General features: G+C 67.4%; 26 protein-coding genes and 1 tRNA gene. 12 read left to right on the top strand and 15 right to left on the bottom strand.

Annotation, left to right across the window (positions count from 1 at the left end; all coding sequences use genetic code 11):
- Window positions 1–68: 68 nt before the first annotated feature.
- Window positions 69–881 (top strand): HTH-type transcriptional regulator BhcR, encoded by an 813-nt coding sequence (bhcR, locus tag ACK4IU_RS02625; RefSeq protein ID WP_409731324.1) that lies wholly within the window; start codon window positions 69–71, stop codon window positions 879–881.
- Between the two features lie 88 nt (window positions 882–969).
- The gene (gene betC, locus ACK4IU_RS02620; protein WP_409731322.1) at window positions 970–2,472 is read left to right on the top strand and encodes a choline-sulfatase; all 1,503 of its coding nucleotides are present in this window, start codon (window positions 970–972) and stop codon (window positions 2,470–2,472) included.
- A 100-nt stretch (window positions 2,473–2,572) separates the two neighbouring features.
- Here the strand turns inward: betC and ACK4IU_RS02615 are convergent, their stop codons facing one another.
- The 3 genes from ACK4IU_RS02615 to uvrB form a co-directional block, all read right to left on the bottom strand.
- Window positions 2,573–4,186, bottom strand: a complete 1,614-nt coding sequence (locus ACK4IU_RS02615) for a GMC family oxidoreductase (RefSeq protein ID WP_409731320.1) — start codon at window positions 4,184–4,186, stop codon at window positions 2,573–2,575.
- Window positions 4,187–4,342: 156 nt separating this feature from the next.
- Window positions 4,343–4,813 carry an OsmC family protein gene (locus tag ACK4IU_RS02610; protein WP_409731318.1) on the bottom strand — a complete coding sequence of 157 codons (471 nt, stop codon included), beginning with the start codon at window positions 4,811–4,813 and terminating at the stop codon, window positions 4,343–4,345.
- Window positions 4,814–4,836: 23 nt separating this feature from the next.
- A complete protein-coding gene (uvrB, locus tag ACK4IU_RS02605) occupies window positions 4,837–7,020 on the bottom strand; it encodes an excinuclease ABC subunit UvrB (RefSeq protein ID WP_409731316.1) in 2,184 nt (727 codons plus the stop codon).
- 127 nt (window positions 7,021–7,147) lie between these two features.
- On the opposite strand from uvrB, the gene ACK4IU_RS02600 reads away from it, so the two are divergent.
- The 4 genes from ACK4IU_RS02600 to ACK4IU_RS02585 all read left to right on the top strand — a co-directional run bounded on the left by ACK4IU_RS02600 (window position 7,148) and on the right by ACK4IU_RS02585 (window position 9,151).
- The gene (locus tag ACK4IU_RS02600; protein WP_409731314.1) at window positions 7,148–8,020 is read left to right on the top strand and encodes a class I SAM-dependent methyltransferase; all 873 of its coding nucleotides are present in this window, start codon (window positions 7,148–7,150) and stop codon (window positions 8,018–8,020) included.
- Window positions 8,021–8,266: 246 nt separating this feature from the next.
- Window positions 8,267–8,578: an ETC complex I subunit gene (locus ACK4IU_RS02595; protein WP_409731312.1), complete on the top strand. Its 312-nt coding sequence runs from the start codon at window positions 8,267–8,269 to the stop codon at window positions 8,576–8,578.
- Complete coding sequence (locus ACK4IU_RS02590) at window positions 8,579–9,043, top strand: GNAT family N-acetyltransferase (RefSeq protein WP_409731310.1); 465 nt, start codon at window positions 8,579–8,581, stop codon at window positions 9,041–9,043.
- A 31-nt stretch (window positions 9,044–9,074) separates the two neighbouring features.
- Window positions 9,075–9,151, top strand: a tRNA-Arg gene (locus ACK4IU_RS02585).
- Between the two features lie 84 nt (window positions 9,152–9,235).
- On the opposite strand, the gene ACK4IU_RS02580 is transcribed toward ACK4IU_RS02585, so the two are convergent.
- The 4 genes from ACK4IU_RS02580 to ACK4IU_RS02565 all read right to left on the bottom strand — a co-directional run bounded on the left by ACK4IU_RS02580 (window position 9,236) and on the right by ACK4IU_RS02565 (window position 13,293).
- Complete coding sequence (locus ACK4IU_RS02580; protein WP_409731308.1) at window positions 9,236–10,474, bottom strand: mandelate racemase/muconate lactonizing enzyme family protein; 1,239 nt, start codon at window positions 10,472–10,474, stop codon at window positions 9,236–9,238.
- A 250-nt stretch (window positions 10,475–10,724) separates the two neighbouring features.
- Entirely contained in the window at window positions 10,725–11,504 is a 780-nt protein-coding gene (locus ACK4IU_RS02575; RefSeq protein WP_409731306.1) for an alpha/beta fold hydrolase, read from the bottom strand.
- Window positions 11,501–12,469, bottom strand: a complete 969-nt coding sequence (locus ACK4IU_RS02570; protein ID WP_409731304.1) for a threonine/serine dehydratase — start codon at window positions 12,467–12,469, stop codon at window positions 11,501–11,503. The genes ACK4IU_RS02575 and ACK4IU_RS02570 overlap by 4 nt, the downstream gene beginning before the upstream one ends.
- The gene (locus ACK4IU_RS02565) at window positions 12,466–13,293 is read right to left on the bottom strand and encodes an alpha/beta fold hydrolase (protein ID WP_409731302.1); all 828 of its coding nucleotides are present in this window, start codon (window positions 13,291–13,293) and stop codon (window positions 12,466–12,468) included. Before ACK4IU_RS02565 ends, ACK4IU_RS02570 begins: the two co-directional genes overlap by 4 nt.
- Window positions 13,294–13,413: 120 nt before the next feature.
- On the opposite strand from ACK4IU_RS02565, the gene ACK4IU_RS02560 reads away from it, so the two are divergent.
- From ACK4IU_RS02560 to ACK4IU_RS02550, 3 genes are all read left to right on the top strand, one after another.
- Complete coding sequence (locus ACK4IU_RS02560; protein ID WP_409731300.1) at window positions 13,414–15,195, top strand: ABC transporter transmembrane domain-containing protein; 1,782 nt, start codon at window positions 13,414–13,416, stop codon at window positions 15,193–15,195.
- Window positions 15,196–15,305: 110 nt separating this feature from the next.
- Window positions 15,306–17,198 (top strand): acyl-CoA synthetase, encoded by a 1,893-nt coding sequence (locus ACK4IU_RS02555; RefSeq protein ID WP_409731298.1) that lies wholly within the window; start codon window positions 15,306–15,308, stop codon window positions 17,196–17,198.
- Window positions 17,199–17,305: 107 nt separating this feature from the next.
- Window positions 17,306–17,830 carry a hypothetical protein gene (locus tag ACK4IU_RS02550; RefSeq protein ID WP_409731296.1) on the top strand — a complete coding sequence of 175 codons (525 nt, stop codon included), beginning with the start codon at window positions 17,306–17,308 and terminating at the stop codon, window positions 17,828–17,830.
- Window positions 17,831–17,832: 2 nt separating this feature from the next.
- Here the strand turns inward: ACK4IU_RS02550 and dtd are convergent, their stop codons facing one another.
- Together dtd and ACK4IU_RS02540 are read right to left on the bottom strand one after the other, a co-directional pair.
- Entirely contained in the window at window positions 17,833–18,276 is a 444-nt protein-coding gene (gene dtd / locus ACK4IU_RS02545) for a D-aminoacyl-tRNA deacylase (protein WP_409731294.1), read from the bottom strand.
- Window positions 18,273–19,196, bottom strand: coding sequence for a carbohydrate kinase family protein (locus ACK4IU_RS02540; RefSeq protein ID WP_409731292.1), 924 nt, complete (start codon window positions 19,194–19,196; stop codon window positions 18,273–18,275). Before ACK4IU_RS02540 ends, dtd begins: the two co-directional genes overlap by 4 nt.
- 186 nt (window positions 19,197–19,382) lie before the next feature.
- Between ACK4IU_RS02540 and ACK4IU_RS02535 the strand changes: the two genes are divergently transcribed.
- On the top strand, window positions 19,383–19,796 hold the full coding sequence (locus ACK4IU_RS02535; protein ID WP_409731290.1) for an Hsp20/alpha crystallin family protein: 414 nt from the start codon (window positions 19,383–19,385) through the stop codon (window positions 19,794–19,796).
- Here the strand turns inward: ACK4IU_RS02535 and ACK4IU_RS02530 are convergent.
- Entirely contained in the window at window positions 19,783–20,751 is a 969-nt protein-coding gene (locus ACK4IU_RS02530; protein WP_409731288.1) for a phosphoribosylaminoimidazolesuccinocarboxamide synthase, read from the bottom strand. The two genes, ACK4IU_RS02535 and ACK4IU_RS02530, sit on opposite strands and share 14 nt — an antisense overlap.
- A 51-nt stretch (window positions 20,752–20,802) precedes the next feature.
- Window positions 20,803–21,111, bottom strand: a complete 309-nt coding sequence (locus tag ACK4IU_RS02525) for a hypothetical protein (protein ID WP_149587788.1) — start codon at window positions 21,109–21,111, stop codon at window positions 20,803–20,805.
- A 257-nt stretch (window positions 21,112–21,368) separates the two neighbouring features.
- Between ACK4IU_RS02525 and ACK4IU_RS02520 the strand changes: the two genes are divergently transcribed.
- Window positions 21,369–21,569, top strand: a complete 201-nt coding sequence (locus tag ACK4IU_RS02520) for a hypothetical protein (RefSeq protein ID WP_409731286.1) — start codon at window positions 21,369–21,371, stop codon at window positions 21,567–21,569.
- A 203-nt stretch (window positions 21,570–21,772) separates the two neighbouring features.
- Here the strand turns inward: ACK4IU_RS02520 and ACK4IU_RS02515 are convergent, their stop codons facing one another.
- Together ACK4IU_RS02515 and lepA are read right to left on the bottom strand one after the other, a co-directional pair.
- Window positions 21,773–22,084 (bottom strand): putative quinol monooxygenase, encoded by a 312-nt coding sequence (locus ACK4IU_RS02515; protein WP_409731284.1) that lies wholly within the window; start codon window positions 22,082–22,084, stop codon window positions 21,773–21,775.
- Between the two features lie 75 nt (window positions 22,085–22,159).
- Window positions 22,160–23,959 (bottom strand): translation elongation factor 4, encoded by a 1,800-nt coding sequence (gene lepA, locus ACK4IU_RS02510; protein WP_409731282.1) that lies wholly within the window; start codon window positions 23,957–23,959, stop codon window positions 22,160–22,162.
- 300 nt (window positions 23,960–24,259) lie between these two features.
- Here lepA and ACK4IU_RS02505 point away from each other — a divergent pair, with 300 nt between their 5' ends.
- Complete coding sequence (locus ACK4IU_RS02505) at window positions 24,260–24,568, top strand: hypothetical protein (protein WP_409731280.1); 309 nt, start codon at window positions 24,260–24,262, stop codon at window positions 24,566–24,568.
- A 221-nt stretch (window positions 24,569–24,789) separates the two neighbouring features.
- Here ACK4IU_RS02505 and rpmB read toward each other — a convergent pair whose 3' ends face one another.
- Complete coding sequence (rpmB, locus tag ACK4IU_RS02500; RefSeq protein ID WP_409731278.1) at window positions 24,790–25,077, bottom strand: 50S ribosomal protein L28; 288 nt, start codon at window positions 25,075–25,077, stop codon at window positions 24,790–24,792.
- Window positions 25,078–25,252: 175 nt separating this feature from the next.
- A complete protein-coding gene (gene meaB / locus ACK4IU_RS02495; protein WP_409731276.1) occupies window positions 25,253–26,233 on the bottom strand; it encodes a methylmalonyl Co-A mutase-associated GTPase MeaB in 981 nt (326 codons plus the stop codon).
- Between the last annotated feature and the right edge of the window lie 79 nt (window positions 26,234–26,312).

Raw genomic sequence — 26,312 nt, 5'->3', positions numbered from 1 at the left:
GTCACAATCGCATGCTAATCCTCAACCCAGTCAAAGACTTGCGCTTTTTCATGCGAAGGAGGCCCCCGATGGCCCAGAAACCCCGTGGCCGCCCGAAGGCGTTCAACGACAAGACGGACCAGAACACCGTGCAGGCCCTGGACCGCGGCCTCGACATCCTGTCCTTCGTCGCGCTGACCCCGGGCCGCACGCTTTCCGAAATCGCCGAGGAGACGGGCGAGGCCATTGCCACCGTCTTCCGCGCCCTGGTCACCTTGCAGCGGCATGGCATGGTCGAAGCCGACGAGCCCGGCCAGTTCTGGTATGTCGGTCCGGGCGCCTTCCGCGTCGGCTCTGCCTTCCTGCGCCGGACCAAGGTGGTCGAACGCGCCCGCCAACCCATGGATGCCCTGATGCGCGAGACCGGGGAAACCGCGAACCTCGGGAGCGAGGTCCGCGACGAGGTCCTGTTCGTCGCACAGGTCGAAACCTACGAGGCGATCCGTGCCTTCTTCCCCCCCGGCACCCGTGCGCCGATGCATTCCTCGGGCATCGGCAAGGCGCTTCTCGCCTGGTATCCCGAGGAGAAGACCCGCGACATCCTCGCCCGCAAGGGGCTGGAAAAGTTCACCTCGCTGACGCTGACCAGCGAAGCGGCCCTCCTCCGCGACCTCAACCGCACGCGGGAGCGTGGCTTTTCCATCGACGACCAGGAACGCGCCGAGGGGATGCGCTGCGTCGCCGCCCCGATCTTCAACGCGCACGGCGAACCCGTGGCGGGCCTCTCCGTCTCGGGCCCCGCCTTCCGCATGGGCCTGTCGGACGCGACCCGGATCGGCGCCCTGGTCAGGGCGGCGGCGGATCAGGTGACCGAGGCCACGGGCGGCACCCGGCCCGCGTGACGCTTTCGACATGAGGCGGTCGGTCGGGGACCAGACCGGCCGGCCCAAGGGTCTAGACAGGCGGTCAGCTGCCGGAAAGGACCGCCCGATGACCAAGCCCAACCTTCTGATCTTCATGGTCGATCAGCTGAACGGGACGCTGTTCCCCGACGGCCCGGCGGATTTCCTGCACGCCCCGAACCTGAAGCGGCTGGCGGCCCGCTCCACCCGCTTCGCCAACTGCTATACCGCCTCGCCGCTCTGCGCGCCCGCCCGCGCCAGCTTCATGTCCGGCCAGCTCCCCTCCCGCACCCGGGTCTATGACAACGCCGCCGAATTCGCCTCGGACATCCCGACCTACGCCCACCACCTGCGCCGCGCCGGATACCAGACCGCCCTCAGCGGCAAGATGCATTTCGTCGGCCCCGACCAACTGCACGGGTTTGAGCAGCGCCTGACCACCGACATCTACCCCGCCGATTTCGGCTGGACCCCGGATTACCGCAAACCGGGGGAACGCATCGACTGGTGGTACCACAACCTTGGCTCGGTCACCGGCGCCGGGGTGGCCGAGATCACCAACCAGTACGAATACGACGACGACGTGGCCTTCCAGGCTGTGCAGAAGCTTTACGACCTGTCGCGCGGGGCCGATCCCCGCCCCTGGGCGCTGACCGTCAGCTTCACCCACCCGCACGACCCCTTTGTCGCCCGCCGCAAGTACTGGGACCTCTACGAAGGTGCCCCGGAATGCGAACCTCCCGCGCCGCTGGCCTATGAGGACATGGACCCCCATTCCCAGCGCCTGATGGACGCCTGCGACTGGCGCGCGCTCACGATCACCCCGGACCACATCCGCCGCGCCCGCCGCGCCTATTTCGCCAACATCTCCTACATCGACGACAAGATCGGCGAGATCCTTGGCGTTCTGGAGGCGACGCGGCAGGAGGCCCACATCCTCTTCCTGTCCGACCACGGCGAGATGCTTGGGGAGAAAGGCCTTTGGTTCAAGATGAATTTCTTCGAAGGCTCGGCCCGCGTCCCCCTGATGATCGCGGCCCCCGAAATGCCCACTGGCCGGATCGACACCCCGGTCTCCTCCATCGACCTCGCCCCCACGCTCGCGGCGCTGGCCGGCATCTCGATGGACGAGGTCGCGCCCTGGACCGAAGGCGTCAACCTGGTCCCGGTGGCGAACGGCGCCCCGCGCGGGCCGGTGGCGATGGAATATGCCGCCGAAGGCTCGATCACGCCGCTCGTCGCCCTGCGCGAGGGCGCCTGGAAATACATCCGCTGCCCGGCCGACCCCGAGATGCTTTTCGACGTGGCCAACGACCCGGGCGAGACGACGAACCTCGCCGCCGACCCCCGCGCGGCCGAAATCCTCGCGCATTTCCGCAAGCTTGCCGATGCCCGCTGGGACCTTGCCGCCTATGACGCCCAGGTCCGCGAAAGCCAGGCCCGGCGCTGGGTCGTCTACGAGGCGCTCCGCAACGGCGCCTATTTCCCCTGGGACTACCAGCCGCTCCGCGCCGCCAGCGAACGCTACATGCGCAACCACATGGACCTGAACGTGCTGGAGGAACAGAAGCGCTTCCCCCGCGGCGAATAGGCCGGGGCGCGCAGCCTGTGCCCCCCTTGCCCTTTTGCAAATACTCCCGCCGGAGGCCCGCCGTCCGCGCGGCTCGATGCCGCAAGGACGGCCCCTTGCCCTAACGAGCGTCGGCCAGCACCCTTTCGGCCCCCATCCACCCCATCAGGATCGACGGCGCATTGGTGTTGCCCGCGATGATGTTCGGGAAGGCCGAGGCATCGATCACCCGCAGCGCGCCGACCCCATGCACCCGCAGCCCCGGATCCACCACCGAGGCTTCCGGATCCTGCCCCATCCGGCAGGTGCAGCTCGGGTGATAGACCGTCCCCGACCGGGCGCGGAAATCGGCGATCAGCTCCTCGTCGGTCACCACCTCCGGCCCCGGGCGCAGCTCTTCCTTGATCAGTGCCGCCAGGGCCGGCTGCGCGGCGATGCGGCGGACGAATTTCACCGCGGCCAGCATCTCCTCGACATCGGTGTTCGTCGAATAGGCATTCGCGGTGATCACCGGATGCTCCTCCGCCCGGGGACTCCGCAGCCGGATATGGCCCCGACTCGTCGGCCGGCAGTTCGACAGGCCGATCGACATGCCCGACCAGGGGTCCGGCGTCAGGATAGGCCGCTCGCCCCCGCGCGGGATCAGGGTCGAGAAGGCCTGGAAATACAGCTGCATGTTCGGCCGGTCGAGATCGGGATGCGTGCGGAAGAAGCCGCCGCCATGGTTGATCGACTTCGACAGGGGCCCGCCCCCGCCCAGGACATACTGCAACCCCGCGCGCAGCTTGCCCCACCAGGGGCGCAGCTCGTCATTGTAGGTCGGCACCTTCATCGACCAGGTATAGTTCAGCCCCTGGTGGTCGCTCAGATGGTCGCCGACATTCGGATTGTCGCGGACGACCGGGATCCCCAGCCCCTGCAACAGCGCCCCCGGCCCGATGCCCGACAGCTGCAAGAGCTGTGGCGAGTTGATCGCACCCCCGGCCAGGATCACCTCGGCGCGCGCCCGCAAGACCCGCGTCGTGCCGCCCTGACGATACTCCACCCCGACCGCCCGGCCGCCCTCGATCAGCACCCGCGTCGCCAGCGCCCGCGTCATCACGCGCAGGTTCGCCCGCTTCATCGCCGGCCGCAGGAAGGCCCGCGCCGCCGAATTGCGCCGGGCCGCCTTGATCGTCATCTGGTAGATGCCCGCGCCTTCCTGCCGCGCGCCGTTGAAATCCGGGTTCTCCGCCAGCCCCGCCTCGCCGCAGGCCGCGACATAACTTGCCACCAGCGGATGCAGCCCCGTCCGGTTGGCCGAGATGAACAGCGGCCCCCCGGTCCCGCGGAATTCGTCCGCGCCGGCCTCGTTGTCCTCCAGCGCGCGATAGGCTGCGAGACATTCGTCCCAGCCCCAGCCCGGCGCCGCGCGGCCCCAGTCCTCGTAATCCGCGCGATGTCCGCGGATCCAGACCATCGCGTTGATGCTGGAGGACCCGCCCAGGATCCTGCCGCGCGGCCAGTGGTCCTGCGCCCCGTTCAGCCCCGGGTCGGGTTCGGTCTTGTAAAGCCAGTTCACCGCCGGATCGTAGAACAGCTTGCCGTAGCCGAGCGGCAGCTGGACATAGAACCGCCGGTCCGTCCCGCCCGCTTCCAGCACCGTGACCTTGTGGCGACCGCTCGCGGTCAGCCGGTCGGCCAGGACGCAACCGGCCGAGCCCGCGCCCACGATGATATAATCGGTCTCGTCCATTCGCGCCCCCAGACCCCGGCGCGACCCTAGCGGGGGCCATGGGCGCAAACCGTCCGGTTTGCGACATCGGATGTCGCGCCCGTGACGGCTCCTCCCGCGCCTTCGGCGTGTCGTCGCGGGCCGCCCGGCGAGGAGCGGCGCAGCCTGCGACGAGCGTTACGCCTGGACCTCGAAGGTCGGCGCGTAATCCACCGGAAAGTTCACCGACCGGGCGATGAAGCAGACCTCGTGGATCCGGTGGTGGATCGCCTCGGCCGCCGCAAGGTCCGTCCCCGGCGTCACCACGACATGCGGCCGCAGCGTCACCTTCGCGAACCGCCCCGCGCCGCCGCGCCCCACCTCGCCCACCCCCAGCGGGCGGTCGGAATACCCGGTCACGACGATCCCCGCGTCCGAGGCATAATGGAGATACCACAGCATGTGACAGGCCGAGAGCGCCGACAACAGCAGGTCCTCCGGGTTCATCTTCCCCGGATCGCCGCCCAGAAGCGGGTCGTTGGAACAATGGACGGGCGCCTTGCCCGGCACCGCGATGTCCCAGGTGCGGTCGTAGGCGCGATAGTGCGCCGTCCCCTCGCCCCGGTTGCCGGTCCAGAGGATGCGCGTCGTGTAGTCGTGATTGGCCATGCTGCCTGTCCCTGTCGATCCCTTCAGCCGCGCCCGCGCGACCGCTTGCCGCCGCGCTGCCCGGCCCGCCCGGCTGTCGAGCGCCCGGTCCGCTTCACCGCCTCGCTGACGGCCTCCTCGATCACCTCCTGCCGGGCGAAGGGATCGTCGGCCACGGCCAGCTCCACCGCCTCCAGCCGCTTGATCTCGTCGCGCAGGCGGGCGGCTTCCTCGAACTCCAGGTTCTCGGCGGCCTTGCGCATCTGCGCGCGCAGCGCGTCGAGATGGGCCGCCAGATTGGACCCGACCATGGGCTTGTCCACCTTCGTCGTGATCCGGCTCTGGTCCGTGTCGCCCTGCCAGAGGCCGGCCAGCACGTCCTCGACGTTCTTCTTCACCGTCTCGGGCGTGATGCCGTGTTCCAGGTTGTAGGCCATCTGCTTCTCGCGCCGCCGGTTGGTCTCGGCAAGCGCCCGCTCCATGCTGCCGGTGATCCGGTCGGCATACATGATGACCCGGCCCTCGGCGTTCCGCGCGGCGCGGCCGATGGTCTGGATGAGGCTGGTCTCGGAGCGCAGGAAGCCCTCCTTGTCCGCATCGAGGATCGCGACCAGCCCGCATTCAGGGATGTCCAGCCCCTCACGCAACAGGTTGATGCCCACCAGCGCGTCGAAGGCCCCAAGCCGCAGGTCACGCAGGATCTCGATCCGCTCGATCGTGTCGATGTCCGAATGCATGTAGCGCACCCGGATGCCCTGTTCGTGCAGATAGTCGGTCAGGTCCTCGGCCATGCGCTTGGTCAGCACCGTGACCAGCGTCCGCAGGCCCCTGGCCGAGACTTTCCGGATCTCGTCAAGAAGGTCGTCCACCTGCATCTCGACGGGGCGGATTTCGACGACGGGGTCCAGAAGGCCCGTGGGGCGGATCACCTGTTCGGTAAAGACGCCCCCCGTTTGCTCCATCTCCCAGGCGGCCGGGGTGGCGGAAACGAAGACCGATTGCGGGCGCATCGCGTCCCATTCCTCGAACTTCAGCGGGCGGTTGTCCATGCAGGACGGCAACCGGAACCCGTGTTCGGCCAGCGTGAACTTGCGCCGGAAGTCGCCGCGATACATGCCGCCGATCTGGGGCACCGAGACGTGGGATTCATCCGCAAAGACGATGGCATTGTCGGGAATGAACTCGAACAGGGTCGGCGGCGGCTCGCCAGGCGCGCGCCCAGTGAGGTAGCGCGAATAGTTCTCGATGCCCGCGCAGGAGCCCGTCGCCTCCAGCATCTCGAGGTCGAAGTTGGTGCGCTGTTCCAGCCGCTGCGCCTCCAGCAGTTTCCCCTCGGCCTGCAACTGCTTTAGCCGGTGGAACAGCTCTTCCCGGATGCCCTTGATCGCCTGTTGCAGCGTGGGACGCGGGGTGACGTAGTGGCTGTTGGCGTATATGCGGATCTGCTTGAACGTGTCGGTCTTGGCCCCGGTCAGCGGGTCGAATTCGGTGATCGCCTCCAGCTCCTCGCCGAAGAAGGAAAACCGCCAGGCGCGGTCTTCCAGGTGGGCGGGCCAGACCTCCAGACTGTCGCCCCGCACCCGGAAGGCGCCGCGCTGGAAGGCGCCGTCCAGCCGGCGATACTGCTGCGCGACCAGGTCCGCCATCACCTTGCGCTGGTCGTAAAGCTGGCCCACCACCAGATCGACCGTCATCGCCGAATAGGTCTCGACCGAGCCGATACCGTAGATGCAGCTGACCGAGGCGACGATGATCACGTCGTCGCGCTCCAGAAGCGCCCGGGTCGCCGAGTGGCGCATCCGGTCGATCTGTTCGTTGATCTGGCTTTCCTTCTCGATATAGGTGTCGGTCCGCGGCACATAGGCCTCGGGCTGATAGTAGTCGTAGTAGGAAACGAAGTATTCCACCGCATTGTCGGGGAAGAAGCCCTTGAATTCCCCGTACAATTGCGCAGCCAGCGTCTTGTTGGGCGCCAGGATGATCGCCGGGCGCTGGGTGGCCTCGATCACCTTGGCCATGGTGAAGGTCTTGCCGGTGCCGGTCGCGCCGAGGAGCACCTGGTCCCGCTCGCCGTTCAGGACGCCGGCGGTCAGTTCGGCGATCGCGGTCGGCTGGTCGCCCGCCGGCTGGAACGGCGTCTGCATGACGAACCGCCGCCCGCCCTCGAGCTTGGGCTTGGTCAGGACCTCCGGGCGTTCGGTCAGGGCGTTGGAATTGTTGTGCGGCATCGGGCGGGCCTTCGCGACTCGGGACAGGCCAGAGTTGATCCGTTTTTGTTCACCTTCAAGCGCCAATCCGCAGGGCAAGGTTGCCCCGGCGGGGGCAAGCCGGTAAGCGGGGGCCAAGAGGTGCATGATGGCAGACAAGATCGACACGCGCGCGGCGGGGCTGGACGTGGGGCTCGCCTTCATCCGCTGGCTGACGGGGGGCGAGAACCTGCATTACGGGCTCTGGACCGGCCTTGAAGTCACAGCCGGCAACCTCCGCGCGGCGCAGGACAACTACACCGCAAAGCTCTTCGGCTACCTGCCGCCAGTGGAACCGGGGGGACGGCTCCGCATCCTCGACATCGGCGGCGGCGCGGGCGAGACGGCGAAAAAGCTGCTCGCACTCGGCCATTCGGTCGAGATCGTGGTGCCCTCGCCCTTCCTCGCCGGCCGCTGCCGCGCGAACGCGCCGGGCGCGACCGTCCACGAATGCACCTTCGAGGCGTTCCAGGGCACCGGCCCCTTCGACCTCTGCCTCTTTTCGGAAAGCTTCCAGTACATCCCGCTGGGCGAAAGCCTGCCGAAATGCGCCCGGCTGCTCGCCCCCGGCGGGCAAGTGCTGATCGCCGACTGCTTCCGCACCGAGGCCTATCGCGGCCGCGCCGTCCACGGCCCCCAACCCGGCGGCGGCCACCAGATCGCGGCCTTCCATGCGGCGGTGCGCGAGACGGGCTATGTGCTGGCCGCCGAAGAGGACATCACCGACGCCGTAGCGCCCTCGATCGACCTGGAACAGCGGCTGTTCCACGTGCTCGGCCATGGCGTGACCCGGGTGTCCGAGGAACTGCACCGCAAGCGGCCGATGGCGCATTGGGCGCTCGGGCGGTTGATCGGCCTCTTCCTGTCCCGCAAGCGGCGCGAGAACCTGATGCAGCGCCTGACCGGAACCGCGCGCACGTCCGAGGCCTTCCGGACCTACAACCGCTATCACATCGCCCGTCTGGAACGCGCTCCGGCCTGAGGCGGCGCCAGCCCTGCCCCCGCGGTGCGAAGGAAAATTCCGCCCCGCCGCACAACTTCCAGTTGATTCCGCCGCGCGGATCGGCCAATGTGAAGGGGCAAGCAGCAACTGACCCTGCCGGTCGGCCTCGAACCCCACCCCACCCACACTCGTCGATGCCGACCGGCAGTCCTTTCCCGGCAATCTCGCGCTTGCGCTTTTCCCTAAGCTTCGGAATAACACGGATCGAATCCGAAGGAGCAGCCCATGCGCGCCCGCATCTACCAGCCAGCCAAGACCGCCATGCAGTCGGGAACCGCCAAGACCCACACCTGGGTGCTGGAATTCGCCCCCGCCTCGAAGCGCGAGATCGACCCGCTGATGGGCTGGACCTCGTCCACCGACACCCAGTCCCAGGTCCGCCTGCGCTTCGAGACGCGCGAGGCCGCCGAGGCCTATGCCACGGACCACGGGCTCGACTACGACGTGGTCGAACCCAAGCCGCGCAAGGCCAACATCCGCCCGCGCGGCTATGGCGAGAACTTCGCGACCGACCGCAAGGGCGCCTGGACGCACTGAATGGCCTTCTCGATCGCCGAGGAACATCCGCTGACGCCGGACCTGGCGCTCCTGTTCCAGCGCCATACCGCAGACATGCACGCGGACACGCCGCCCGAATCGATCCACATGATGGACAAGGGCGCCCTGGCCGCGCCCGGCATCCGCTTCTTCGTGCTGCGCGAGGAGGGGGTGCCGCTGGCCATGGGCGCCTACAAGCGGATCGACGCCACCCATGCCGAGATCAAGTCGATGCATGTCCTGGCCGAGGCGCGGGGACGCGGCCTGTCGAAGGCGATGCTCGACCACCTCGTCGCCAGCGCCCGGGCCGACGGCTATCGCCGGCTGAGCCTCGAGACCGGCGTGCAGCCCACCTTCACCGCCGCGCGGGCGCTCTATGCCCGCGCCGGGTTCGAGGACTGCCCCCCCTTCGAGGGCTACTGGGACGATCCGAACTCGATCTTCATGACGAAGGTGCTTGCCTGACCCTGCGGCTTGGCCCAAAAGGGCGGCGCGCGGGCCCATAGCTCAACTGGATAGAGCAAGGACCTTCTAAGTCCGAGGTTGAGGGTTCGAGTCCTTCTGGGCCCGCCATTTCCGGGAATCGCTCGTCGAGCATTTCATGCACTCCTCGCGGCAGGTCCCGACGAGTGCATGAAGTGCTCGCGGAGGCGGCCGTCAGGTCTTGCTGCTCGGCGCCCCGCCCTCGAAGCGGTTGCCGTGGCGATAGTCGCAGGGCGCCTCCTGCATCTGAAGGTGCAGCCCCGTCCCGGTGAAGGGATGGGCGCGGGCCACGTCCTCGTCGAACTCGATCCCGAGGCCAGGCGCCTCGGGCGGCAGGATGTAGCCGTCCTCCCAGCGGATCGTGTTGCGGATCAGCCGCTGGTGGAAGGCGCCGCCGGTCTCGATCGTCTCGGCGATCAGCAGGTTCGGGATGGAGGCCGAGAGGTGCACGTTGGCCGCCCATTCCACCGGCCCGGCGTAAAGGTGCGGCGCCATCTGCGCATTGAAGATCTCGGCCATGGCGGCGATCTTCTTGGCCTCCCATATCCCGCCGACCCGGCCCAGCGCCGGCTGCAGGATCTTGACCCCGCCCGCCCGCAACAGCGTGCCGAATTCCGCCTTGGTGGTCAGCCGTTCGCCGGTGGCGAGCGGCACGCGGACCAATTTCGCGACCTCGGCGAATTCCAGCAGGTTGTCAGGCGGGATCGGCTCTTCGTACCAGAGCGGGTTGTAGGGCTCGAGTTCTCGTCCCAGCCGGATCGCGCCGGGGGTGCTGAACTGGCCATGCGTGCCGAAGAGGAGGTCCACCCGGTCGCCGACCGCCCGGCGGATCTCCTTGCAGAAGGCAATGGAGCGGCTGATGTCGGACATGGCGGGTTCGTGGCCGCCGCGGATGGTGTAGGGGCCTGCCGGATCGAACTTCACTGCAGTGAAGCCAGCGTTCATGAAGCGGACGGCGGCCTCCGCCGCGGCGTCGGGATCGATCCAGAACTCGGCCGACTCCCTCCCGGGTTCGGGGTACAGGTAGGTGTAGCTGCGGATCCGGTCGTTCATCCGTCCGCCGAGCAGCGCCCAGACCGGGCGGTTCCGCGCCTTGCCTAGGATGTCCCAGCAGGCGATCTCCAATCCCGAGAAGGCGCCCATCACCGTGGGGTCCGGGCGCTGTGTGAAGCCGGCGGAATAGGTGCGACGGAACATCAGTTCGATGTTTTCCGGAGTCTCGCCGGCCATGTGGCGTTCGAACACGTCCTCGATGACGGCGCGCATCACCTTTGGTCCGACGGTCGAGGCGTAGCATTCGCCATAGCCGGTGATGCCCGTGTCCGTGGTGAGTTTCGGGAATATCCAGTAGCGGCCGCCCCAACCCGGAAACGGCGGGGCGACGACGAAGATTTCGAGGTCCTTCAGTTTCATGTGCCGCGCCCTCTTGCTGGCCTGGAAGCGGGGGTTTCACACCCCCGCACCCCCGTGGAGTATTTCGCAAAGGGCAAGCTAGGAGGTTCGGGGGCAAGGTGACCCTTCATCAGCGACAGGGTGTGACGCGGACGGGACAGAGGCTCAACGCAGGCATCTGGGGCATCGGAAGTTCGGAAGATGTTGGAAATGTGCATACCAAAGGCAGCGCAAGCGCAAGAGATCGGTTGAAATGCAGTAATAGTTCAGTTCAGCGATGGCCGATTCGACCGAGAAAGTCGAGCAGCGGATCGGAGAACCCGGCTGTGTGGGTCAGCATGGCCAAATGACCGCCGCCGCGGATCAGGCGGAAACTTGCGCCCGGAACGAGATCGGCCAGTTCGCGTTGCAGGTCGGGTGGGGTCTTGCGGTCGTCACCGCCGGCCAGGACGAGGGTCGGCAGTCGCAGGGTGGCGGTGGTCTGGTAGAAATCGGCGGTGGCGATGGCAGCGGCGAAGCCGGTCCAGCCGTTGGGGCGCGTGGTCTCCAGCATGGCGCGGACTTCCGCCAACGCCGGAGACTGGCGCCAGCGCGGGCCAAGCAGGGCGGCGCAGTCCGCCTCCAGGTCGGGGCCGGTGTCGCGCAGACTCGCCAGTCGCGTTTCCCAGACCGAGGGGTTGGCGAAGCGCGTGGCCGAGCCGGTCAGGACAAGACCCCGCACCAGATCCAGCCGCTTGATGGCAAGGCCCTGTGCGATCAGCCCGCCTTCTCCGGCCCCCAGGACCACGGTCCCGGTCAGTCCGAAATGGTCGATCAGCCGTTCGACATCACGGATGAGCGCGCCCATGGCATAAGGCGCGTTCGGGGTATCCGAGCCGCCGTGACCGCGCAGGTCCAGCCGCAGGACGCGGTGCCCGACAAGCGAAGGCATCAGCGCCTGCCAGACCCTGGCGTCCAGGCCGAGGCCGTGGATCAGCACCACGGGCGGAGTGGTTGAGGGACCGGACAGTTCGGCATTCAGCCGCAGATCGGCAAGCCAGACCAGGGTCATGCAAAGCAGTCCAGGGCCCGCGCGAAGAGGGCAGGATCGACGTTGCCGCCGGTTGCGACGGCAATCACAGTCGCGGGTAGATCCTTGGCGAAAAGCGCCGCGGCCATGGCGACCGCGCCGCCGGGCTCCAGCACGATGCGCAGGTGGGTGAAGGCCAGCACCATCGCCTTCAGGGCCTGTTCGTCGCTGACGGCCAGCCCCGGACCGGCAAGGCGCGACAGGACCGGCAGGGTCAGGTCTCCCGGCGTGGGCGTCAGGATCGCGTCGCAGATCGAGCCCGAGGCGGTCGCATTGCGCTCGGCCCGGCCCGAGGCCAGCGAGCGCGCCATGTCGTCGAAACCCTCGGGTTCGCAGGTCCGCACCCTTAGGCCCGGCGCCCGGTCGGCCAGGGCCAGCGCCACCCCTGCCGAAAGCCCGCCACCGCCGCAGCAGACCAGCACATCGGCGGCCGTCACTTCCGCCTCGGCGGCCTGTTCGGCGATTTCGAGACCCACCGTGCCCTGCCCGGCGATGACCTGCGGGTCGTCGTAGGGTCGGATCAGGGTCAGCCCACGCCGCTCGGCGATCTCCGCACCCAGGGCGTCGCGGTCCTGCGTTGCGCGGTCATAGAGCACGACCTCGGCACCGTAGGCCCTGGTGTTCGATATCTTCACCTGCGGCGCGTCGGAGGGCATCAGGATCACGCAGGGGCAGCCATGCCGGGCGGCGGCATGGGCGACGCCTTGCGCATGATTGCCCGAGGAATAGGCGATCACGCCCCGCGCCCGCGCCTCGCCCGGCAGGGCCGAGACCGCGGACCAGCCGCCGCGCGCCTTGAAGCTGCCGGTCAGTTGCAGGCATTCGGCCTTGACCAGCACCCGCCGTCCCGCCAGCCGGTCGAGGAGCGGGGCGTGCAACAGCGGCGTGCGGCGGACATGGCCGGCAAGCCGGGCCGCGGCGGCCTCGATCAGGGCGATGTCGGTCATGGCAGATCCGCAAGGAAGCGGCGGATCAGCGCGACCGCCTCGGGTTCGTCGAGAAAGGGGATATGCGCGCGCGCCGGCACCTCGGCATAGGCCATGTCGGGACGGCGGGCGCGCATCTCCGCGACCGTCTCCCGGGTCAGCAGGTCGGAATTCGCGCCCCGGATCAGTGCAAGCGGCAGTCCGGCCAGCGCGTCGAACAGCGGCCAGAGGTCCACCTGCGGGCCCTCGAAGGCGGCGAGGAAGGCCTCGCGCAGGGTGGGATCGTAGGGGATGCGCAGGCCCTGCGGGGTTTCCACGGCGTGTTTGCGTGCCTCCTCCAGCCAGCGCGACATCGGCACACCTGCAAAGCCGGGAGAGCGCGAGAGCAGTTCGGCAAAGCCCTCGTGGGTCTTGCCGGCCGGATTGCGGCCGACATAGTCGAAGATGCGGGTCAGCCCGTCGCGGGCGATCTCGGGGCCGACATCGTTGAGGCACAGCCCCCGCACCCGATCCCGCGCCGTCGCACCAAGGAACATCCCGATCAGCCCGCCGCGCGAGGTGCCGAGGATCGCGGCTTTCCCTACCCCCAGATGATCCAGAAGCGCCAGGGCATCCCGCGCCTCCTGCGCCACGGTGTAGGTTGCGGCTCCGGTCCAGTCGCTGGCCCCGCGACCGCGGTAGTCCATGCGGATCAGCCGCAACGGCGGCAGGTGCGGCATGACATAGTCGAAATCGGCCATGCTGCGCGTAAGCCCCGGCAGGCAAAGCAGCGGCAGGCCGTCCCCCTCGTCACGGTAGGCCAGGCGGGCGCCGTCTCCGGCGCGGAAATGCTGTGTCTTGCTCATGGCGCAAGGGTGGCACGGGGCGCGGAGGCTTGGAAGCCCCAACCGTTTCGTCGCGGGCAGGAGTGCTTGTCCCTTGGCCTGCGGCAGACTAAACCCGTCCACGAAAGCGGAGTCGGTTGCATGGCGGACACAACAGCGGTCGAGGATCGGCCGAAGTCGAAGCGGGTGGGCGCGCTGCGCGGCCTCGTGCCGTTCCTCTGGCCCTACCGCGGGCTTGCGGCGCTGGCGCTGCTGGCGCTGGTGCTCACCGCATCGGTCAGCCTTGTCCTGCCGCTTGCGGTGCGCCGGGTGATCGACGGGTTCAACGACGCCAATGCCGCCCTGCTGGACCAGTATTTCGCCGCCGCGCTGGGGATCGCCGCCCTGCTCGCCGTCGGAACCGGCTTTCGCTACTACCTCGTCACGCGCCTTGGCGAGCGGGTGGTGGCCGACATCCGCCGCGCCCTGTTCGACCGCGTGCTTGGCATGTCCCCGGCCTTCTTCGAGCGCATCCTGACCGGCGAGATCCTGAGCCGGATCACGACCGACACCACGCTGATCCTGTCGGTCATCGGGTCCTCGGTCTCGGTCGCCCTGCGCAACGTCCTGATCCTGCTGGGTGGCCTGGTGCTGATGTTCCTGACCTCGGCCAAGCTGACCGGGCTGGTCCTGCTGATCGTTCCGGCGATCATCGTGCCCATCGTGGGGCTGGGCCGGCGTCTGCGGGCGCTGTCCCGCGAGAACCAGGACTGGATCGCCTCGTCCTCGGGGGCGGCGTCCGAGGCGCTGCTCTCGGTGCAGACCGTGCAGGCCTTCACCCATGAGGACGCGACACGCAGCCAGTTCGCCGACGTGACCGAAAAGAGCTTTGCCGCGGCCAAGGCCCGGATCAGGACACGGGCGGTGATGACCGTGATCGTCATCTTCCTGACCTTCGCCGGGATCGTGGGCGTCCTCTGGGTCGGGGCGCGCGACGTGCGGGCCGAGGTGATGTCCGTGGGTGCCCTGATCCAGTTCGTGATCTATGCCGTGATGGTGGCCGGCGCCGTGGGCGCCCTGTCCGAGATCTGGGGAGAACTCCAGCGGGCTGCCGGGGCGACCGAGCGGCTGGTGGAACTGCTGGGGGCCGAGGATACCGTGCAGGACCCGGTCCGCCCAATCGCCCTGCCCCGCCCGGTGCGCGGCGAGATCAGCTTTCAGGATGTGACCTTCCGCTATCCGGCCCGGCCCGAGGCTTCGGCGCTGAACGGGGTCAGCCTGCATGTTAAGCCGGGGGAAACCGTGGCGCTGGTCGGTCCCTCCGGCGCGGGCAAGACGACGATCCTGCAACTCCTGATGCGCTTCTACGATCCGCAATCCGGCCGGATCACCCTGGACGGTGTGGCCCTGCCCGACATGGCGCGCGGCGACTTCCGCCAGGCCATCGCGCTCGTGCCGCAGGATCCGGTGATCTTCGCCGCCTCGGCGCGCGAGAACATCCGCTTCGGCCGCCTCGACGCCTCGGATGCCGAGGTGGAGGCCGCCGCGAAGGCCGCCGCCGCGCATGATTTCCTGACCGCGCTGCCGCAGGGCTATGACAGCTATCTGGGCGAGCGCGGCGTCATGCTGTCGGGCGGGCAGAAGCAGCGGGTGGCGATTGCACGGGCCATCCTGCGCGATGCGCCGATCCTGCTCCTGGACGAGGCGACCTCGGCACTGGATGCCGAAAGCGAACGGCTGGTGCAGGCGGCGGTCGAGAAGCTGTCGGAGGGACGCACGACGCTGGTCGTGGCGCACCGTCTGGCCACGGTGAAACGCGCCGACCGCATCGTCGTCTTCGATCAGGGACGGATCGTGGCGCAGGGAACCCATGACCAGTTGGTCGCCGAGGATGGCCTTTACGCCCGTCTCGCCAGGCTCCAGTTCACCGACGGATCGGTCTGACGTCGCGTCCCGACAGGGGTGACCGGGACAAACCAGCTTCACAAACGTGTTTCCCGCCCCCATGTTCGTCTGAAGCCTGCGGTCACAGCGGGCAGGAAGGGGAGGAACCGATGACGTCATTCGCTACCGCAGCGGACCTGCGCGCGATCGAGGCCGAGATGCCCTGGGCCGACCGGGGCCAGGCCCGGTCGATCTACGACTTTCTAGGCCGCGCCAAGGCCCGACACGGCGCTCGTCCGGCGGTCAGCTACCAGCTCCTTTCCGGGCCCGAGACGAAGAAGGTCACGCTGACCTGGGCAGAGTTGCACGCGCAGGTCACGCAGGCCGCGAACCTGTTCCGCAGCCTTGGCGTGGGCGAAAAGGACGTGGTCGCCTTCGTCCTGCCCAATGCGATGGAGACCGTGATCACCCTGCTGGGCGGCATGGTCGCGGGGATCGTGAACCCGATCAACCCGCTGCTCGAGCCGGAAAAGATCAGCGCCATCCTGCGCGAGACGAATGCCAGGGTCGTCGTCACGCTGAAGGCCTTCCCCAAGACCGACCTTCCGCAGAAGGTCTCCGAGGCGGTCCAGTTCGCGCCCTCGGTCAAGACCGTGCTGGAGGTGGACCTTGTGCCCTACCTTTCGGGGCTCAAGAAGGTCATCGTGCCCTGGATCCGGCCAAAGAACCCGCCGCAGCATACGGCGAACATCAAGGATTTCCGCGCCGAACTGGCGCGGATGCCGGCCGACAAGCTGACCTTCGCCGACCGGACCGAGGATCACGTCGCCGCCTATTTCCACACCGGCGGCACCACCGGCATGCCCAAGGTGGCCCAGCACAAGGCCAGCGGGATGATCTACAACGGCTGGCTGGGCACCACGCTCCTGTTCAAGCCGGACGACGTGGTGATGTGCCCGCTGCCCCTGTTCCACGTCTTCGCCTGCTATCCGATCCTGATGTCGATGATCGGCTCGGGCGCGCATGTCGTTTTCCCCACACCGCAGGGCTATCGGGGCGAGGGCGTGTTCGACAACCTCTGGCGGCTGATCGAACGCTACCGGGTGACCTATCTCATCACCGTGCCCACGGCGCTTGCGGCGCTGATGCAGCGCCCGGTCAATGCCGACATCTCCAGCCTGAAGAACGCCTTCTCGGGGTCCTCTCCGCTGCCGGTCGAACTCTACAACCGCTTCAAGAAGGAAACCGGCATCGAGATCGTGGAAGGATACGGCCTGACCGAGGCCACCTGCCTCGTCTCGATCAACCCGCCGGACGGGGTGAAGAAGATCGGCTCGGTCGGGTTGGCCTTCCCCTACACCCAGGTCCGCATCCTGACCTCGAAGGGCGCCATCGGCTTTCGCGAATGCGCGGTGGACGAGGTGGGCGAGATCTGCGTCTCGAATCCCGGGGTCTATGAGGGCTCGACCTACACCGAGGCCGACAAGAACCGCGAGCTGTTCGCCGATGGCCGCTTCCTGCGCACCGGCGACCTCGGTCGGATCGACGCGGACGGCTACATCTTCATCACCGGCCGGGCCAAGGACCTGATCATTCGCGGCGGCCACAACATTGACCCGGCGATCATCGAAGAGGCGCTGATGGGGCACGAGGCAGTGGGCTTCGTGGGCGCCATAGGCCAGCCCGATGCCCACGCGGGAGAGTTGCCCTGCGCCTATGTCGAACTGGTGAAGGGCAAGTCGGCTACGGTCGATGACCTGATGGACTATGCGGCAAAGCATATCAGCGAAAGGGCGGCCATTCCCAAATATCTGGAAATCCTGCCGGAACTGCCCAAGACTGCGGTGGGAAAGGTCTTCAAGCCCGACCTGCGCCGGCTGGCGATCACCCGCACCTTCGACGCGGCCCTGGCCGAAGCCGGGGTGCCCGCGCGGGTTGCCGCGGTGGTCGAGGACAAGAAGCGCGGGCTGGTGGCGCAGTTGCAGAAATCCGCCCCGGTCGAGGATGCAGCGGTCTCTGCGGTTCTGGGCCAGTTCGCCAACCCCTGGGAATGGGCGGCCTGATCCCGCAACAGGAACGGATTGTCCCGTCTCTGGCCCGAAGTTTCATTTGCCTGAATCGCGCGACGGCGCGAGACAGGGGGAAACGACAAGTCAACGGGACGGCGAAGATGAAGATACGGATGGATTTGGCGGCGGCACTGGTCGTCGCGTCGGTTGCGGGTGGCGAGGCACAGGAAAGCGAGGTCCTGTTCTCGCACAAGCACTGGCAGGTCTCGATAGTCGGCTGGGATGACGGCAGCTTCGGTTGTGTGGCCGAGGTGACGGCACCGGGCGAGAGCTTCTCGATCTGGACCTTTCCGAACGGTTCCGTCCAGTTGCAGTTCTATTCGACCGCCTGGGAATTCGGCGAGGGCCAGACCGCCGACCTTGGCGTGCAGATCGACCGCCGCGCGCCATGGAACCTGACCGGCGCCGAGCTTTTCAAGAACTCGGTCCTGTTCAACCTGCCGGACAGCAAGGCCGGGGTGAACTTCATCACCGAGGTGGCGCGTGGCAACCGGCTGTATCTGCGCTCGGCCGACGGGTCTGACGTGCAGAACTATTCGCTGGCCGGTTCCAGCGCCTCCATCTCTGCGCTGGTGGAATGTGGCAACGCGATCACCCAGGCCAAGCCGGGCAATCCGTTCAACTGAGGTCAGGCCTGGTCGGTGTCCATCCAGATGGTCACCGGCCCGTCATTGACCAGACTGACCTCCATGTCCGCCCCGAACCGGCCGTTGGCGACCGGAACGCCTTCCCTTTCGAGGCAACGGCTGAAATGGAGATACAGCCTTTCGCCCTCGGCCGGTGGAGCGGCGGTCGAGAATCCGGGGCGGTTGCCGCGCAGGTCGGCGGCCAGCGTGAACTGGCTGACCACCAGCGCAGCGCCGCCGATGTCGCGGATCGACAGGTTCATCTTGCCCTGATCGTCCTTGAACACCCGCAGCTTGGCGACCTTGGCCGCAAGCCTCTCGGCCGCGGCTTCTGTGTCCCCACCCATGGCGCAGACCAGGATCAGGAAGCCCTTGCCGGTCTCGCCGACAAGCTCGCCCGCCACATGGACGCGCGCCTCGCTGACCCGCTGGAGGACAGCCCTCACAGCTCGTTCGCCCAGGGCGGGTTCGCGCCGGCCCGGCTGACCGTGACCGCCGCCGCCCGGGTGCCAAGTGACAGCGCCTCGGTCAGGGAGGCGTCCGACAGCGCGGCGATCCCCGCCTTGGTCAGCGCCCCCGCCTGGTGGAGCGCGGCCAGGACGCCCGCGTTGAATGTGTCGCCTGCGCCGACCGTATCTACGACCGCAACCTTCCGTGCCGCAACGAAAATGTCCTGTGTTGCCGTCACCGCCCGCGCCCCCTTGGCGCCCTCGGTGATGAACACGACCTTCGGCCCCCTGGTCAGGATCGCACGCGCCAACGCGGTCAGGTCACCCTGCCCTTCCAGCCAGTGCAGATCCTCGTCCGACAGCTTGACGATGTCGGCCCGCGCCAGCATCCGCCCGATCCGCGCGCGGTAGGCGGCTTCCTTCCCGGCGATGAAGCCCGGGCGGATATTCGGATCGACCATGGTGACCCGCCGACCGCACTCGCGCGCCTGCAACGCCTCGTAGGTCGAGGCGGCGGGGTCGTTCACCAGGCTGATCCCGCCAAGGAACAGGGTCGAGACCTCGGCGGGCAGGTCGGGCAGATCGGCCTCGGCCAGCATCCGGCCCGCCGTCCCCTCGTCGTAGAAGGCATAGGTCGCCTGGCCGTTCACCAGCTTGACGAAGGCAACCGTGGTGGGCCGGTCGGACCGCGCCAGATAGCGGGTGTCGACCTTCGAGGCCGTCAGGGTGTCGGCGAGGATCTCGCCCAGCATGTCATTGGAAACGCCCGAGAAAAATGCCGAAGGCGCCCCGAGCCGCCCCAAAGCGATCGCTGTGTTGAAGACGGCACCTCCCGCATAGGGGGCAAAGCAGGCCTCGCCCAGCGTCGAGGTCCGGGGCAGCATGTCGATCAGGGCTTCGCCGCAACTCAGAATCATCGTCCCCTCCGCAGTTGCGGAAACATAGGCCGCAGCCCTCGTTAGCGCAAACATCGCGCCGCACCGGCCTGCAAATACCCCACTGAAGTTTATCGCGCCAGAGCCTGCCCGCCTTGACCCGGATCATGGCGCGGGGAGCGAGTCGCCGCCAGACTGTCCTCATTCAACTCGGAACAGGAGGTTCCCATGGTCGAGAAATCGTCAACGGGCAGTTTCTGGCCCAGTCTCTACGAACCCTTCCGCATGATGGGCACGCGGCTTGCCGACTGGCTGTCGCCTGCGGCCGAGGCCAGCCAGTCCGGCGAGGCCTATCGCATCGCGGTCGAACTTCCCGGCGTGGCCGAGGACGACATCCACGTCACGGTCGAGGACGGCGTGCTGCAGATCAAGGGCGAAAAGAAGAGCGAGCGCGAGGAGAAGGGCGATACCTGGTATTTCTCGGAACGCCAGTTCGGCAGCTTCAGCCGCAGCTTCCGCCTGCCCTCGGACGCCGACGCCGGCGGGGTGAAGGCCGAGATGAAGGACGGCGTGCTGACCGTCACCGTGCCGAAAAAGCCCGAGAAGACGGCCGCCGCGCGCGTGCCGATCACGAAGGGCTGAAGAACCGCGCCAGGTTGGCCCGGACCCGGGCGAGCGGGGTCTCCCCGCTCGCGTCGGGGGTGAAGGGCTGGCCGGTGATCCGCTCGTAGGCATCGATGTAGACCCGGGCGGTCCGTTCGATCATCTCGGCCGGAATCTCGGGGATCGGGTCCCTGTAGGGATCGCAGCGCGCGACGACCCAGGAGCGGATCACGTCCTTGTCGAAACTCGGCGGCCGGGTGCCGTTGACGAATGCCTCCTCATAGCCATCCGCGATCCAGTAGCGGCTGGAATCGGGCGTGTGGATTTCGTCCGCCAGAAGGATGTTCCCTTCCGCGTCGGTGCCGAATTCGTATTTCGTATCGACCAGGATCAGGCCCCGGTCGGCGGCCATCTTCTGCCCGCGGGCAAAAAGGGCCAGCGCCTTCTGGCTAACCTCATCCCATTGCTCTTGCGTTAACAGCCCGGTGCCGACGATTTCGGCCGCCGTCAGCGGCTCGTCATGGCCACCGTCGAAGGCCTTCGAGGTGGGGGTGATGATCGCCTGCGGCAGGGCCTGGTTGTCGCGCAGACCCTCTGGCAGGGTATGGCCGTACATTGTGCGCTCGCCGGCCTTGTAGCGGGTCAGGATCGAGGTGGACGTGGTGCCGGCGAGGTAGCCCCTTACCACGATTTCGACCGGCAGGATGCTGACGCGCTTGCAGTGGACGACGTTCGGGTCGGGGTAGCCGATGACGTGGTTGGCAGCGATGTCGCCCGTGTGGTCGAACCAGTAGCGGGCCAGCTGGGTCAACACCTGGCCCTTCCAGGGGATCACCGCAAGTATCTGGTCGAACGCGGAAATCCGGTCGGACGAGATCAGGAGCCGCGTGCCGTCGGGCAGGTCGTAGCAATCGCGGACCTTGCCGAAATAGGGGTTCGGAAGTTCAGGGATCCGCGCCTGCGGCAGGGTGCGGGAAAGGTCGATCTGGCGCATGGCAGGCCCCCGGTTCGCGGTGCCTGCTTCTTGGGGCTTTTGCCCCGCGAGTCAAGGCTGCCTGGGGCAGTCGAGCGCCCCCCGCATTTCGCCGCTGTCGCCTTGGAGTGTGCTTTCCCGCAGCTTGCAGCCGGTAACGCGGGGGATGAGTTCGATCATCGTGGCGCGGATTTCCTGATGCTCGCCGCGGCGGGCGTAGCCGAGGCGTATGACCTCTACCCGCTCCCCCTTCTGGAAGACCGTGTAGTCCCGTCCGTTAACCTTAACGTCGGTGCGAGTCGCGCCCATGAACTCGGGGGCCGGAGAGGCCCCGCAGGCGGCGAGAAAGATCAGCGGGATCAGGGGGATGCGATGTTTCATGGCCGCAAGGATGGCAGAGGTTGGTTAACGGGGGGTTAAGCGTCTACATCCCGTATGCTATGCATATGCATCCAATGCATACGCGCGGTCATACCGGCGCCCGTTAACCTTTGGCGGAGCGCATCGGCAAAGGCTCGCCGGTTTACCTGCGGCAGATGGGAGAAAGCCTGCCGACCCTGCGCGACCCCATGCAATCCCCGATGCAGACCCCTCGCGGTCCGGGCAGGATCGGGCCAATCAACCTTGGAGGGTATCTGATGAAGACCGTGAAGCTTGTTGGCCTGCTAGCCTGTGCGGTGGCCCTGTCGGGCTGCCTCGCGACCGACACTGAACGCGGGCTGGCCGGAGCGGCAGGCGGCGCGGTGATCGCCGATGTCACCGGCGGGAACGTCGTGACCGGAGCCGTGGTCGGCGGCGCGGCGGGGGTGTTCTGCGATGACCTTGGGGTGTGCAAGTAATCTTCCGGCGAGTCGGGGGGGAACCCCGACCCACGGGGCGCGCGGCGGTGCGCCCCGTTTGCTTCTACGGGAACTTGCTGGGCGGGTGGCGATCAGCGAAGAGCCCCACTCGGGAAGGTCAGGTGTAGGGTGTGCTACAGCGCCCCCTGCGAAGTCGACGCAAGTCACCTCCTGCGGTCGCTTCTACCGCGTGGCATCGCCGGTCAAAGGAAACTCTCGTCGATATGCTCGACATGCTCACTGATCACATTGTCGATCACGACATTCGACAAGAGGACCGGGCCGACCTTCCACAGCGCGCGCATGTGGTCCGTGTCCTCGTGGCGGCGGTGGGCGGCTTCGCTAGTGAAAGCCTCGGCCAGCAGTATGCGGTCCGGGTGGTCGGGCATCGGGACAAGTTCGATGTAGAGGCAGTCTGGATCCTGACGACTTTTCGTCAGGTGATCCTGGGCTGCGGCCAGATATTCTTCGCGGCGGCCCGGCTTGGTGGTGAAGAAGCCGACGATGATCTTCATGGCCCATCCTTTCCCGGTTGGAGGATGAGCCAGAGTGTCAGTTGAATCTCCTGCCCTGTCCAGTTCGCAGGGCGATCAGGAGTCCATCTTCAGCGCCGAGATGAACGCCTCCTGCGGGATCTCGACCTTCCCGAACTGGCGCATCTTCTTCTTGCCGGCCTTCTGCTTCTCCAGAAGCTTCTTCTTCCGGGTCGCGTCGCCGCCGTAGCACTTCGCCGTCACGTCCTTGCGCATCGCTGAAATCGTCTCGCGGGCGATGACCCGGCCGCCGATGGCTGCCTGGACGGGGATCTTGAACATGTGGCGGGGGATCAGGTCCTTCAGCTTCTCGACCATCGAACGCCCGCGCGCCTCGGCACGATCGCGGTGGACCATCATGCTCAGCGCATCCACGGGTTCGTCGTTCACCAGGATGGACATCTTCACCAGGTTGTCCTCGCGGTATTCGCTGATCTGGTAGTCGAAGCTGGCGTAGCCCTTGGTCACCGATTTCAGGCGGTCGTAGAAGTCGAACACCACTTCGGCGAGCGGCAGGTCGTATTCGACCATCGCGCGGTTGCCGGCATAGGTCAGGTTCAGCTGGATGCCGCGGCGGTCCTGGCAGAGTTTCAGGATGTCGCCGAGGTATTCGTCGGGGACCATGATCGTGGCCTTGATCCGCGGCTCCTCGATATGGTCGACGTAGGTCAGGTCGGGCATGTCGGCGGGGTTGTGGAGGTCGCGGACCTCGCCGTCCTTCATGTGCAGCTTGAACACCACCGACGGCGCGGTGGTGATGAGGTCGAGGTCGTATTCGCGCTCAAGCCGGTCGCGGACGACTTCGAGGTGAAGAAGGCCGAGGAAGCCCATGCGGAAGCCGAAGCCGAGGGCGGCGGAGGTTTCCATCTCGTAGGTGAAGCTTGCGTCGTTGAGGGCGAGCTTCTCGATGGCGTCGCGGAGGGTCTCGAAGTCGTTGGCGTCCACCGGGAAAAGGCCGCAGAAGACGACGGGGACCGAGGGTTTGAAGCCGGGGAGCGGCTGGTCGCAGGGTTTCTTTTCGTGGGTGATGGTGTCGCCGACGCGGGTGTCGCGGACCTGCTTGATCGAGGCGGTGAAGACGCCGATTTCGCCCGGCCCAAGCTCGGCGATGTCCTGCATCTGGGGTTTCAGGACCGCGAGCTTGTCGATGCCGTAGACCGCGCCGGTCTGCATCATCTTGATGCGGTCGCCCTTCTTCACCACACCATCGACCACGCGGATCATGACGACGACGCCGAGGTAGGCGTCGTACCAGCTGTCGACCAGCATGGCCTTGAGGGGTGCATTGCGGTCGCCCTTTGGGGGCGGCAGGCGGTGGACGATGGCCTCCAAGACGTCGGGGATGCCGAGGCCGGTCTTGGCGGAGATCGGGATGGCATCGGAGGCGTCGAGGCCGATCACGTCCTCGATGTTCTGCTTGACCCGCTCGGGTTCGGCCGCCGGAAGGTCGATCTTGTTCAGGACGGGGACGATCTCGTGGCCCGCGTCCAGTGCCTGATAGACGTTGGCGAGCGTCTGCGCCTCGACACCCTGCGAGGCGTCCACAACCAGAAGCGAGCCCTCGACCGCGCGCATGGAGCGAGAGACCTCGTAGGCAAAGTCGACGTGGCCGGGGGTGTCGATCAGGTTCAGGATATAGGTCTTGCCGTCCTTGGCCGGGTATTCGATGCGGACGGTGTTGGCCTTGATCGTGATTCCGCGTTCGCGCTCGATGTCCATCGAGTCCAAGAGCTGGGCCTTCATGTCGCGTTCGGCGACCGTGCCCGTCATCTGGATCAGGCGGTCGGCCAGCGTGGATTTGCCGTGGTCGATATGCGCCACGATGGAGAAGTTGCGGATGCGGTCGAGCTCGATCATGGGGCGCGTATAGCCTGAGCCGCGGGGTCGCGAAAGGGGGCTGCCGCAGGGCGGAGCGGTCCGGGAGGCGCCGGCGCGGCGGGGCCCGGGCGGCGGGCCCGGGTCCGGGCGGGGGGCTACCGCATCTTGTGGGATGGCCGGCTGCGCGCCGCGAGGGGTTGCGGAAACCCGCGCATCTGGCACAAGTACTTGCAGAGGCTTGAAAATTTCCGTTGGACTTGGCATTATCGAACAAAGAAGATGACCGGCAACGGTCCGGGTCGAGGCCCGGCCGGAGCGCGGCGAACGAGGCAGAGACAGATGAAGACCATTGCATTCGCAGCCGCGATCGCGGCAGTTATTCCGGCCATGGCCAGCCCGTCGCTGGCGGGACCGATCGAACGGGCCTGCATGGACTCGGACCGCGGCGCGAACCGGGCGCTGTGCGGCTGCATCCAGCAGGCCGCCGACATGACGCTGTCGGGCGGCGACCAGCGCCGGGCGGCGAAGTTCTTCAAGGACCCCGAGGCCGCCCATTCGACCTGGATCTCCCAGTCGCGGTCCGACGATGCCTTCTGGGAGCGTTACAAGAGCTTTGGCCAGACCGCCGAGGCCTACTGCGCCGGTTAAGGCCCTTCGGGTGGACAGCGGGTCTTTCCGTTTTCGCCAGCTCCCGACCCGCAAGCTGTCCCGCCGGCCGGCGGGATGGTTTCGTGGAAGTAATCGCGCCGAAACCTTTCGGGCTTTCGTGTGGACTTTTCGAAAAGGCCGGTCGCCCAGGCAGGAGACACAACGCGAAAGGCCCCGCCTTCAGGACGAAGGCGGGGCCTTTTCTGGAAAAGCCGACCGGCTCAGGCGCTGGCCTGGGCCTTCGCGATGTCCTTCTTGATCTTCAGCGCGGTGGGCGAGAGTTCCTCGTCCCTGGCCTTGGCCAGGAAGGCATCGAGCCCGCCCCGGTGATCGACCGAGCGCAGCGCGGCCGCGGTGACGCGGAACTTGAACGACTGGCCCAGCACGTCCGAGATCAGCGTGACCTCGTTCAGGTTCGGCAGGAACCGGCGGCGGGACTTGTTGTTGGCGTGGGAGACGGTATTGCCCGTCATCGGCCCCTTGCCGGTGAGTTCGCAGACGCGCGACATTGCGGTGTTCCTTCGATTCGTCAAAAGCAGGGGAGGGCGGGGAATCCCCTGCCCTCGAAAGCGATTGCCGGCGTGTAAGGGGAATCCGGGGCAGCGTCAAGCAGGAAGCGGGGCACGGGGCACCGGCCGGGCTGCCTCCGGCGGGAGTATTTGGAAAAGGGCAAAGGCAGCAAGGTCAGGGCGCGCGGCCCAGAAGCCGGAGCATCTCGGCCGCCGCCGCCTCGGGCGTGAGCTGGCCCTCGGCTACCCGGTCGCCAAGGCTGGCCATCAGGCCCTTCTGCGGCTCGCGCGAAAGCGCGGCCAGCAGGCCCTGGCGCACCTCTTCCTCGAACCAGTGCCGGGCCTGGGCGGCGCGGGTGCGGTCCCAGTGGCCTTGCTCCTTGCGCCAGGCGACGAGCGTCTGCATGTCCTGCCAGGCCTGCGCCAGACCTTCGTCGGCCAGCGCCGAGACCGGCAGCGCCCTGGGGAAGCCCGGCGGGTCCTGCGGGCGGCGGCGGAGAAGTTGCAACGCGCCGGCGTAATCCGCCACGGTGCGCAGGGCGGCGGGCTTCAGCTCGCCGTCGGCCTTGTTGACCAGGATCAGGTCGGCCATCTCCATGATCCCGCGTTTCACGCCCTGCAACTCGTCCCCGCCCGCCGGGGCGAGGAGGAGGAGGAACAGGTCGGAAAGTTCCGCCACCACGGTTTCGGACTGTCCGACGCCCACCGTCTCGATCAGCACCACGTCGAAGCCCGCAGCCTCGCACAGGGCCACCGCCTCGCGGGTGCGGCGGGCGACGCCGCCCAGTTGTGACTGGCTGGGCGAGGGGCGGATGAAGGCGCATGGCTCGCGCGAGAGGCGATCCATCCGCGTCTTGTCGCCGAGGATCGAGCCGCCGGAACGTGCCGAGGAGGGATCGACCGCCAGAACGGCGACGCGGAGCCCCTGGCGGGTCAGCATCAGGCCGAAGGTCTCGATGAAGGTGGACTTGCCCACGCCCGGCGTGCCGGAAAGCCCGATGCGCAGCGCCTCGCGCCGGGGCGCGCGCAGCGCGTCGAGGAGCGCAAGGGCCTCCGCGCGATGGTCGGGGCGGGCGCTTTCGACCAGCGTGATTGCACGAGCCAGCGCCCGGCGATCGCCGGCGCGGATCAGGGCGGCGCGGTCCATCGTGTCCATGACCGCCTTATTGCCGGATCGGCGCGGGCTTGGCGAGAGGCGGCCAGCGAATTTTTCCGGCGCATGGAGGGGCTTCCGG

This window comes from Tabrizicola flagellatus, assembly GCF_046295235.1.
Taxonomy (GTDB): domain Bacteria; phylum Pseudomonadota; class Alphaproteobacteria; order Rhodobacterales; family Rhodobacteraceae; genus Tabrizicola; species Tabrizicola flagellata_A.
Note: the sequence above shows the minus strand (reverse complement) of the source record. Positions and strands in the feature narration are given on the sequence as shown.

What these genes read in the sequence shown, in the direction of transcription:
- meaB (WP_409731276.1), bottom strand. Translation starts at nt 26,233, where the DNA reads ATGGACACGATGGACCGCGCCGCCCTGATCCGCGCCGGCGATCGCCGG.
- betC (WP_409731322.1), top strand. Translation starts at nt 970, where the DNA reads ATGACCAAGCCCAACCTTCTGATCTTCATGGTCGATCAGCTGAACGGG.
- ACK4IU_RS02560 (WP_409731300.1), top strand. Translation starts at nt 13,414, where the DNA reads ATGGCGGACACAACAGCGGTCGAGGATCGGCCGAAGTCGAAGCGGGTG.
- ACK4IU_RS02580 (WP_409731308.1), bottom strand. Translation starts at nt 10,474, where the DNA reads ATGAAACTGAAGGACCTCGAAATCTTCGTCGTCGCCCCGCCGTTTCCG.
- ACK4IU_RS02555 (WP_409731298.1), top strand. Translation starts at nt 15,306, where the DNA reads ATGACGTCATTCGCTACCGCAGCGGACCTGCGCGCGATCGAGGCCGAG.
- ACK4IU_RS02525 (WP_149587788.1), bottom strand. Translation starts at nt 21,111, where the DNA reads ATGAAACATCGCATCCCCCTGATCCCGCTGATCTTTCTCGCCGCCTGC.
- ACK4IU_RS02550 (WP_409731296.1), top strand. Translation starts at nt 17,306, where the DNA reads ATGAAGATACGGATGGATTTGGCGGCGGCACTGGTCGTCGCGTCGGTT.
- ACK4IU_RS02615 (WP_409731320.1), bottom strand. Translation starts at nt 4,186, where the DNA reads ATGGACGAGACCGATTATATCATCGTGGGCGCGGGCTCGGCCGGTTGC.
- ACK4IU_RS02515 (WP_409731284.1), bottom strand. Translation starts at nt 22,084, where the DNA reads ATGAAGATCATCGTCGGCTTCTTCACCACCAAGCCGGGCCGCCGCGAA.
- ACK4IU_RS02570 (WP_409731304.1), bottom strand. Translation starts at nt 12,469, where the DNA reads ATGACCGACATCGCCCTGATCGAGGCCGCCGCGGCCCGGCTTGCCGGC.
- ACK4IU_RS02600 (WP_409731314.1), top strand. Translation starts at nt 7,148, where the DNA reads ATGGCAGACAAGATCGACACGCGCGCGGCGGGGCTGGACGTGGGGCTC.
- rpmB (WP_409731278.1), bottom strand. Translation starts at nt 25,077, where the DNA reads ATGTCGCGCGTCTGCGAACTCACCGGCAAGGGGCCGATGACGGGCAAT.
- ACK4IU_RS02610 (WP_409731318.1), bottom strand. Translation starts at nt 4,813, where the DNA reads ATGGCCAATCACGACTACACGACGCGCATCCTCTGGACCGGCAACCGG.
- ACK4IU_RS02505 (WP_409731280.1), top strand. Translation starts at nt 24,260, where the DNA reads ATGAAGACCATTGCATTCGCAGCCGCGATCGCGGCAGTTATTCCGGCC.
- ACK4IU_RS02530 (WP_409731288.1), bottom strand. Translation starts at nt 20,751, where the DNA reads ATGCGCCAGATCGACCTTTCCCGCACCCTGCCGCAGGCGCGGATCCCT.
- ACK4IU_RS02535 (WP_409731290.1), top strand. Translation starts at nt 19,383, where the DNA reads ATGGTCGAGAAATCGTCAACGGGCAGTTTCTGGCCCAGTCTCTACGAA.
- uvrB (WP_409731316.1), bottom strand. Translation starts at nt 7,020, where the DNA reads ATGCCGCACAACAATTCCAACGCCCTGACCGAACGCCCGGAGGTCCTG.
- lepA (WP_409731282.1), bottom strand. Translation starts at nt 23,959, where the DNA reads ATGATCGAGCTCGACCGCATCCGCAACTTCTCCATCGTGGCGCATATC.
- ACK4IU_RS02595 (WP_409731312.1), top strand. Translation starts at nt 8,267, where the DNA reads ATGCGCGCCCGCATCTACCAGCCAGCCAAGACCGCCATGCAGTCGGGA.
- ACK4IU_RS02520 (WP_409731286.1), top strand. Translation starts at nt 21,369, where the DNA reads ATGAAGACCGTGAAGCTTGTTGGCCTGCTAGCCTGTGCGGTGGCCCTG.
- ACK4IU_RS02575 (WP_409731306.1), bottom strand. Translation starts at nt 11,504, where the DNA reads ATGACCCTGGTCTGGCTTGCCGATCTGCGGCTGAATGCCGAACTGTCC.
- bhcR (WP_409731324.1), top strand. Translation starts at nt 69, where the DNA reads ATGGCCCAGAAACCCCGTGGCCGCCCGAAGGCGTTCAACGACAAGACG.
- ACK4IU_RS02590 (WP_409731310.1), top strand. Translation starts at nt 8,579, where the DNA reads ATGGCCTTCTCGATCGCCGAGGAACATCCGCTGACGCCGGACCTGGCG.
- ACK4IU_RS02540 (WP_409731292.1), bottom strand. Translation starts at nt 19,196, where the DNA reads ATGATTCTGAGTTGCGGCGAAGCCCTGATCGACATGCTGCCCCGGACC.
- ACK4IU_RS02565 (WP_409731302.1), bottom strand. Translation starts at nt 13,293, where the DNA reads ATGAGCAAGACACAGCATTTCCGCGCCGGAGACGGCGCCCGCCTGGCC.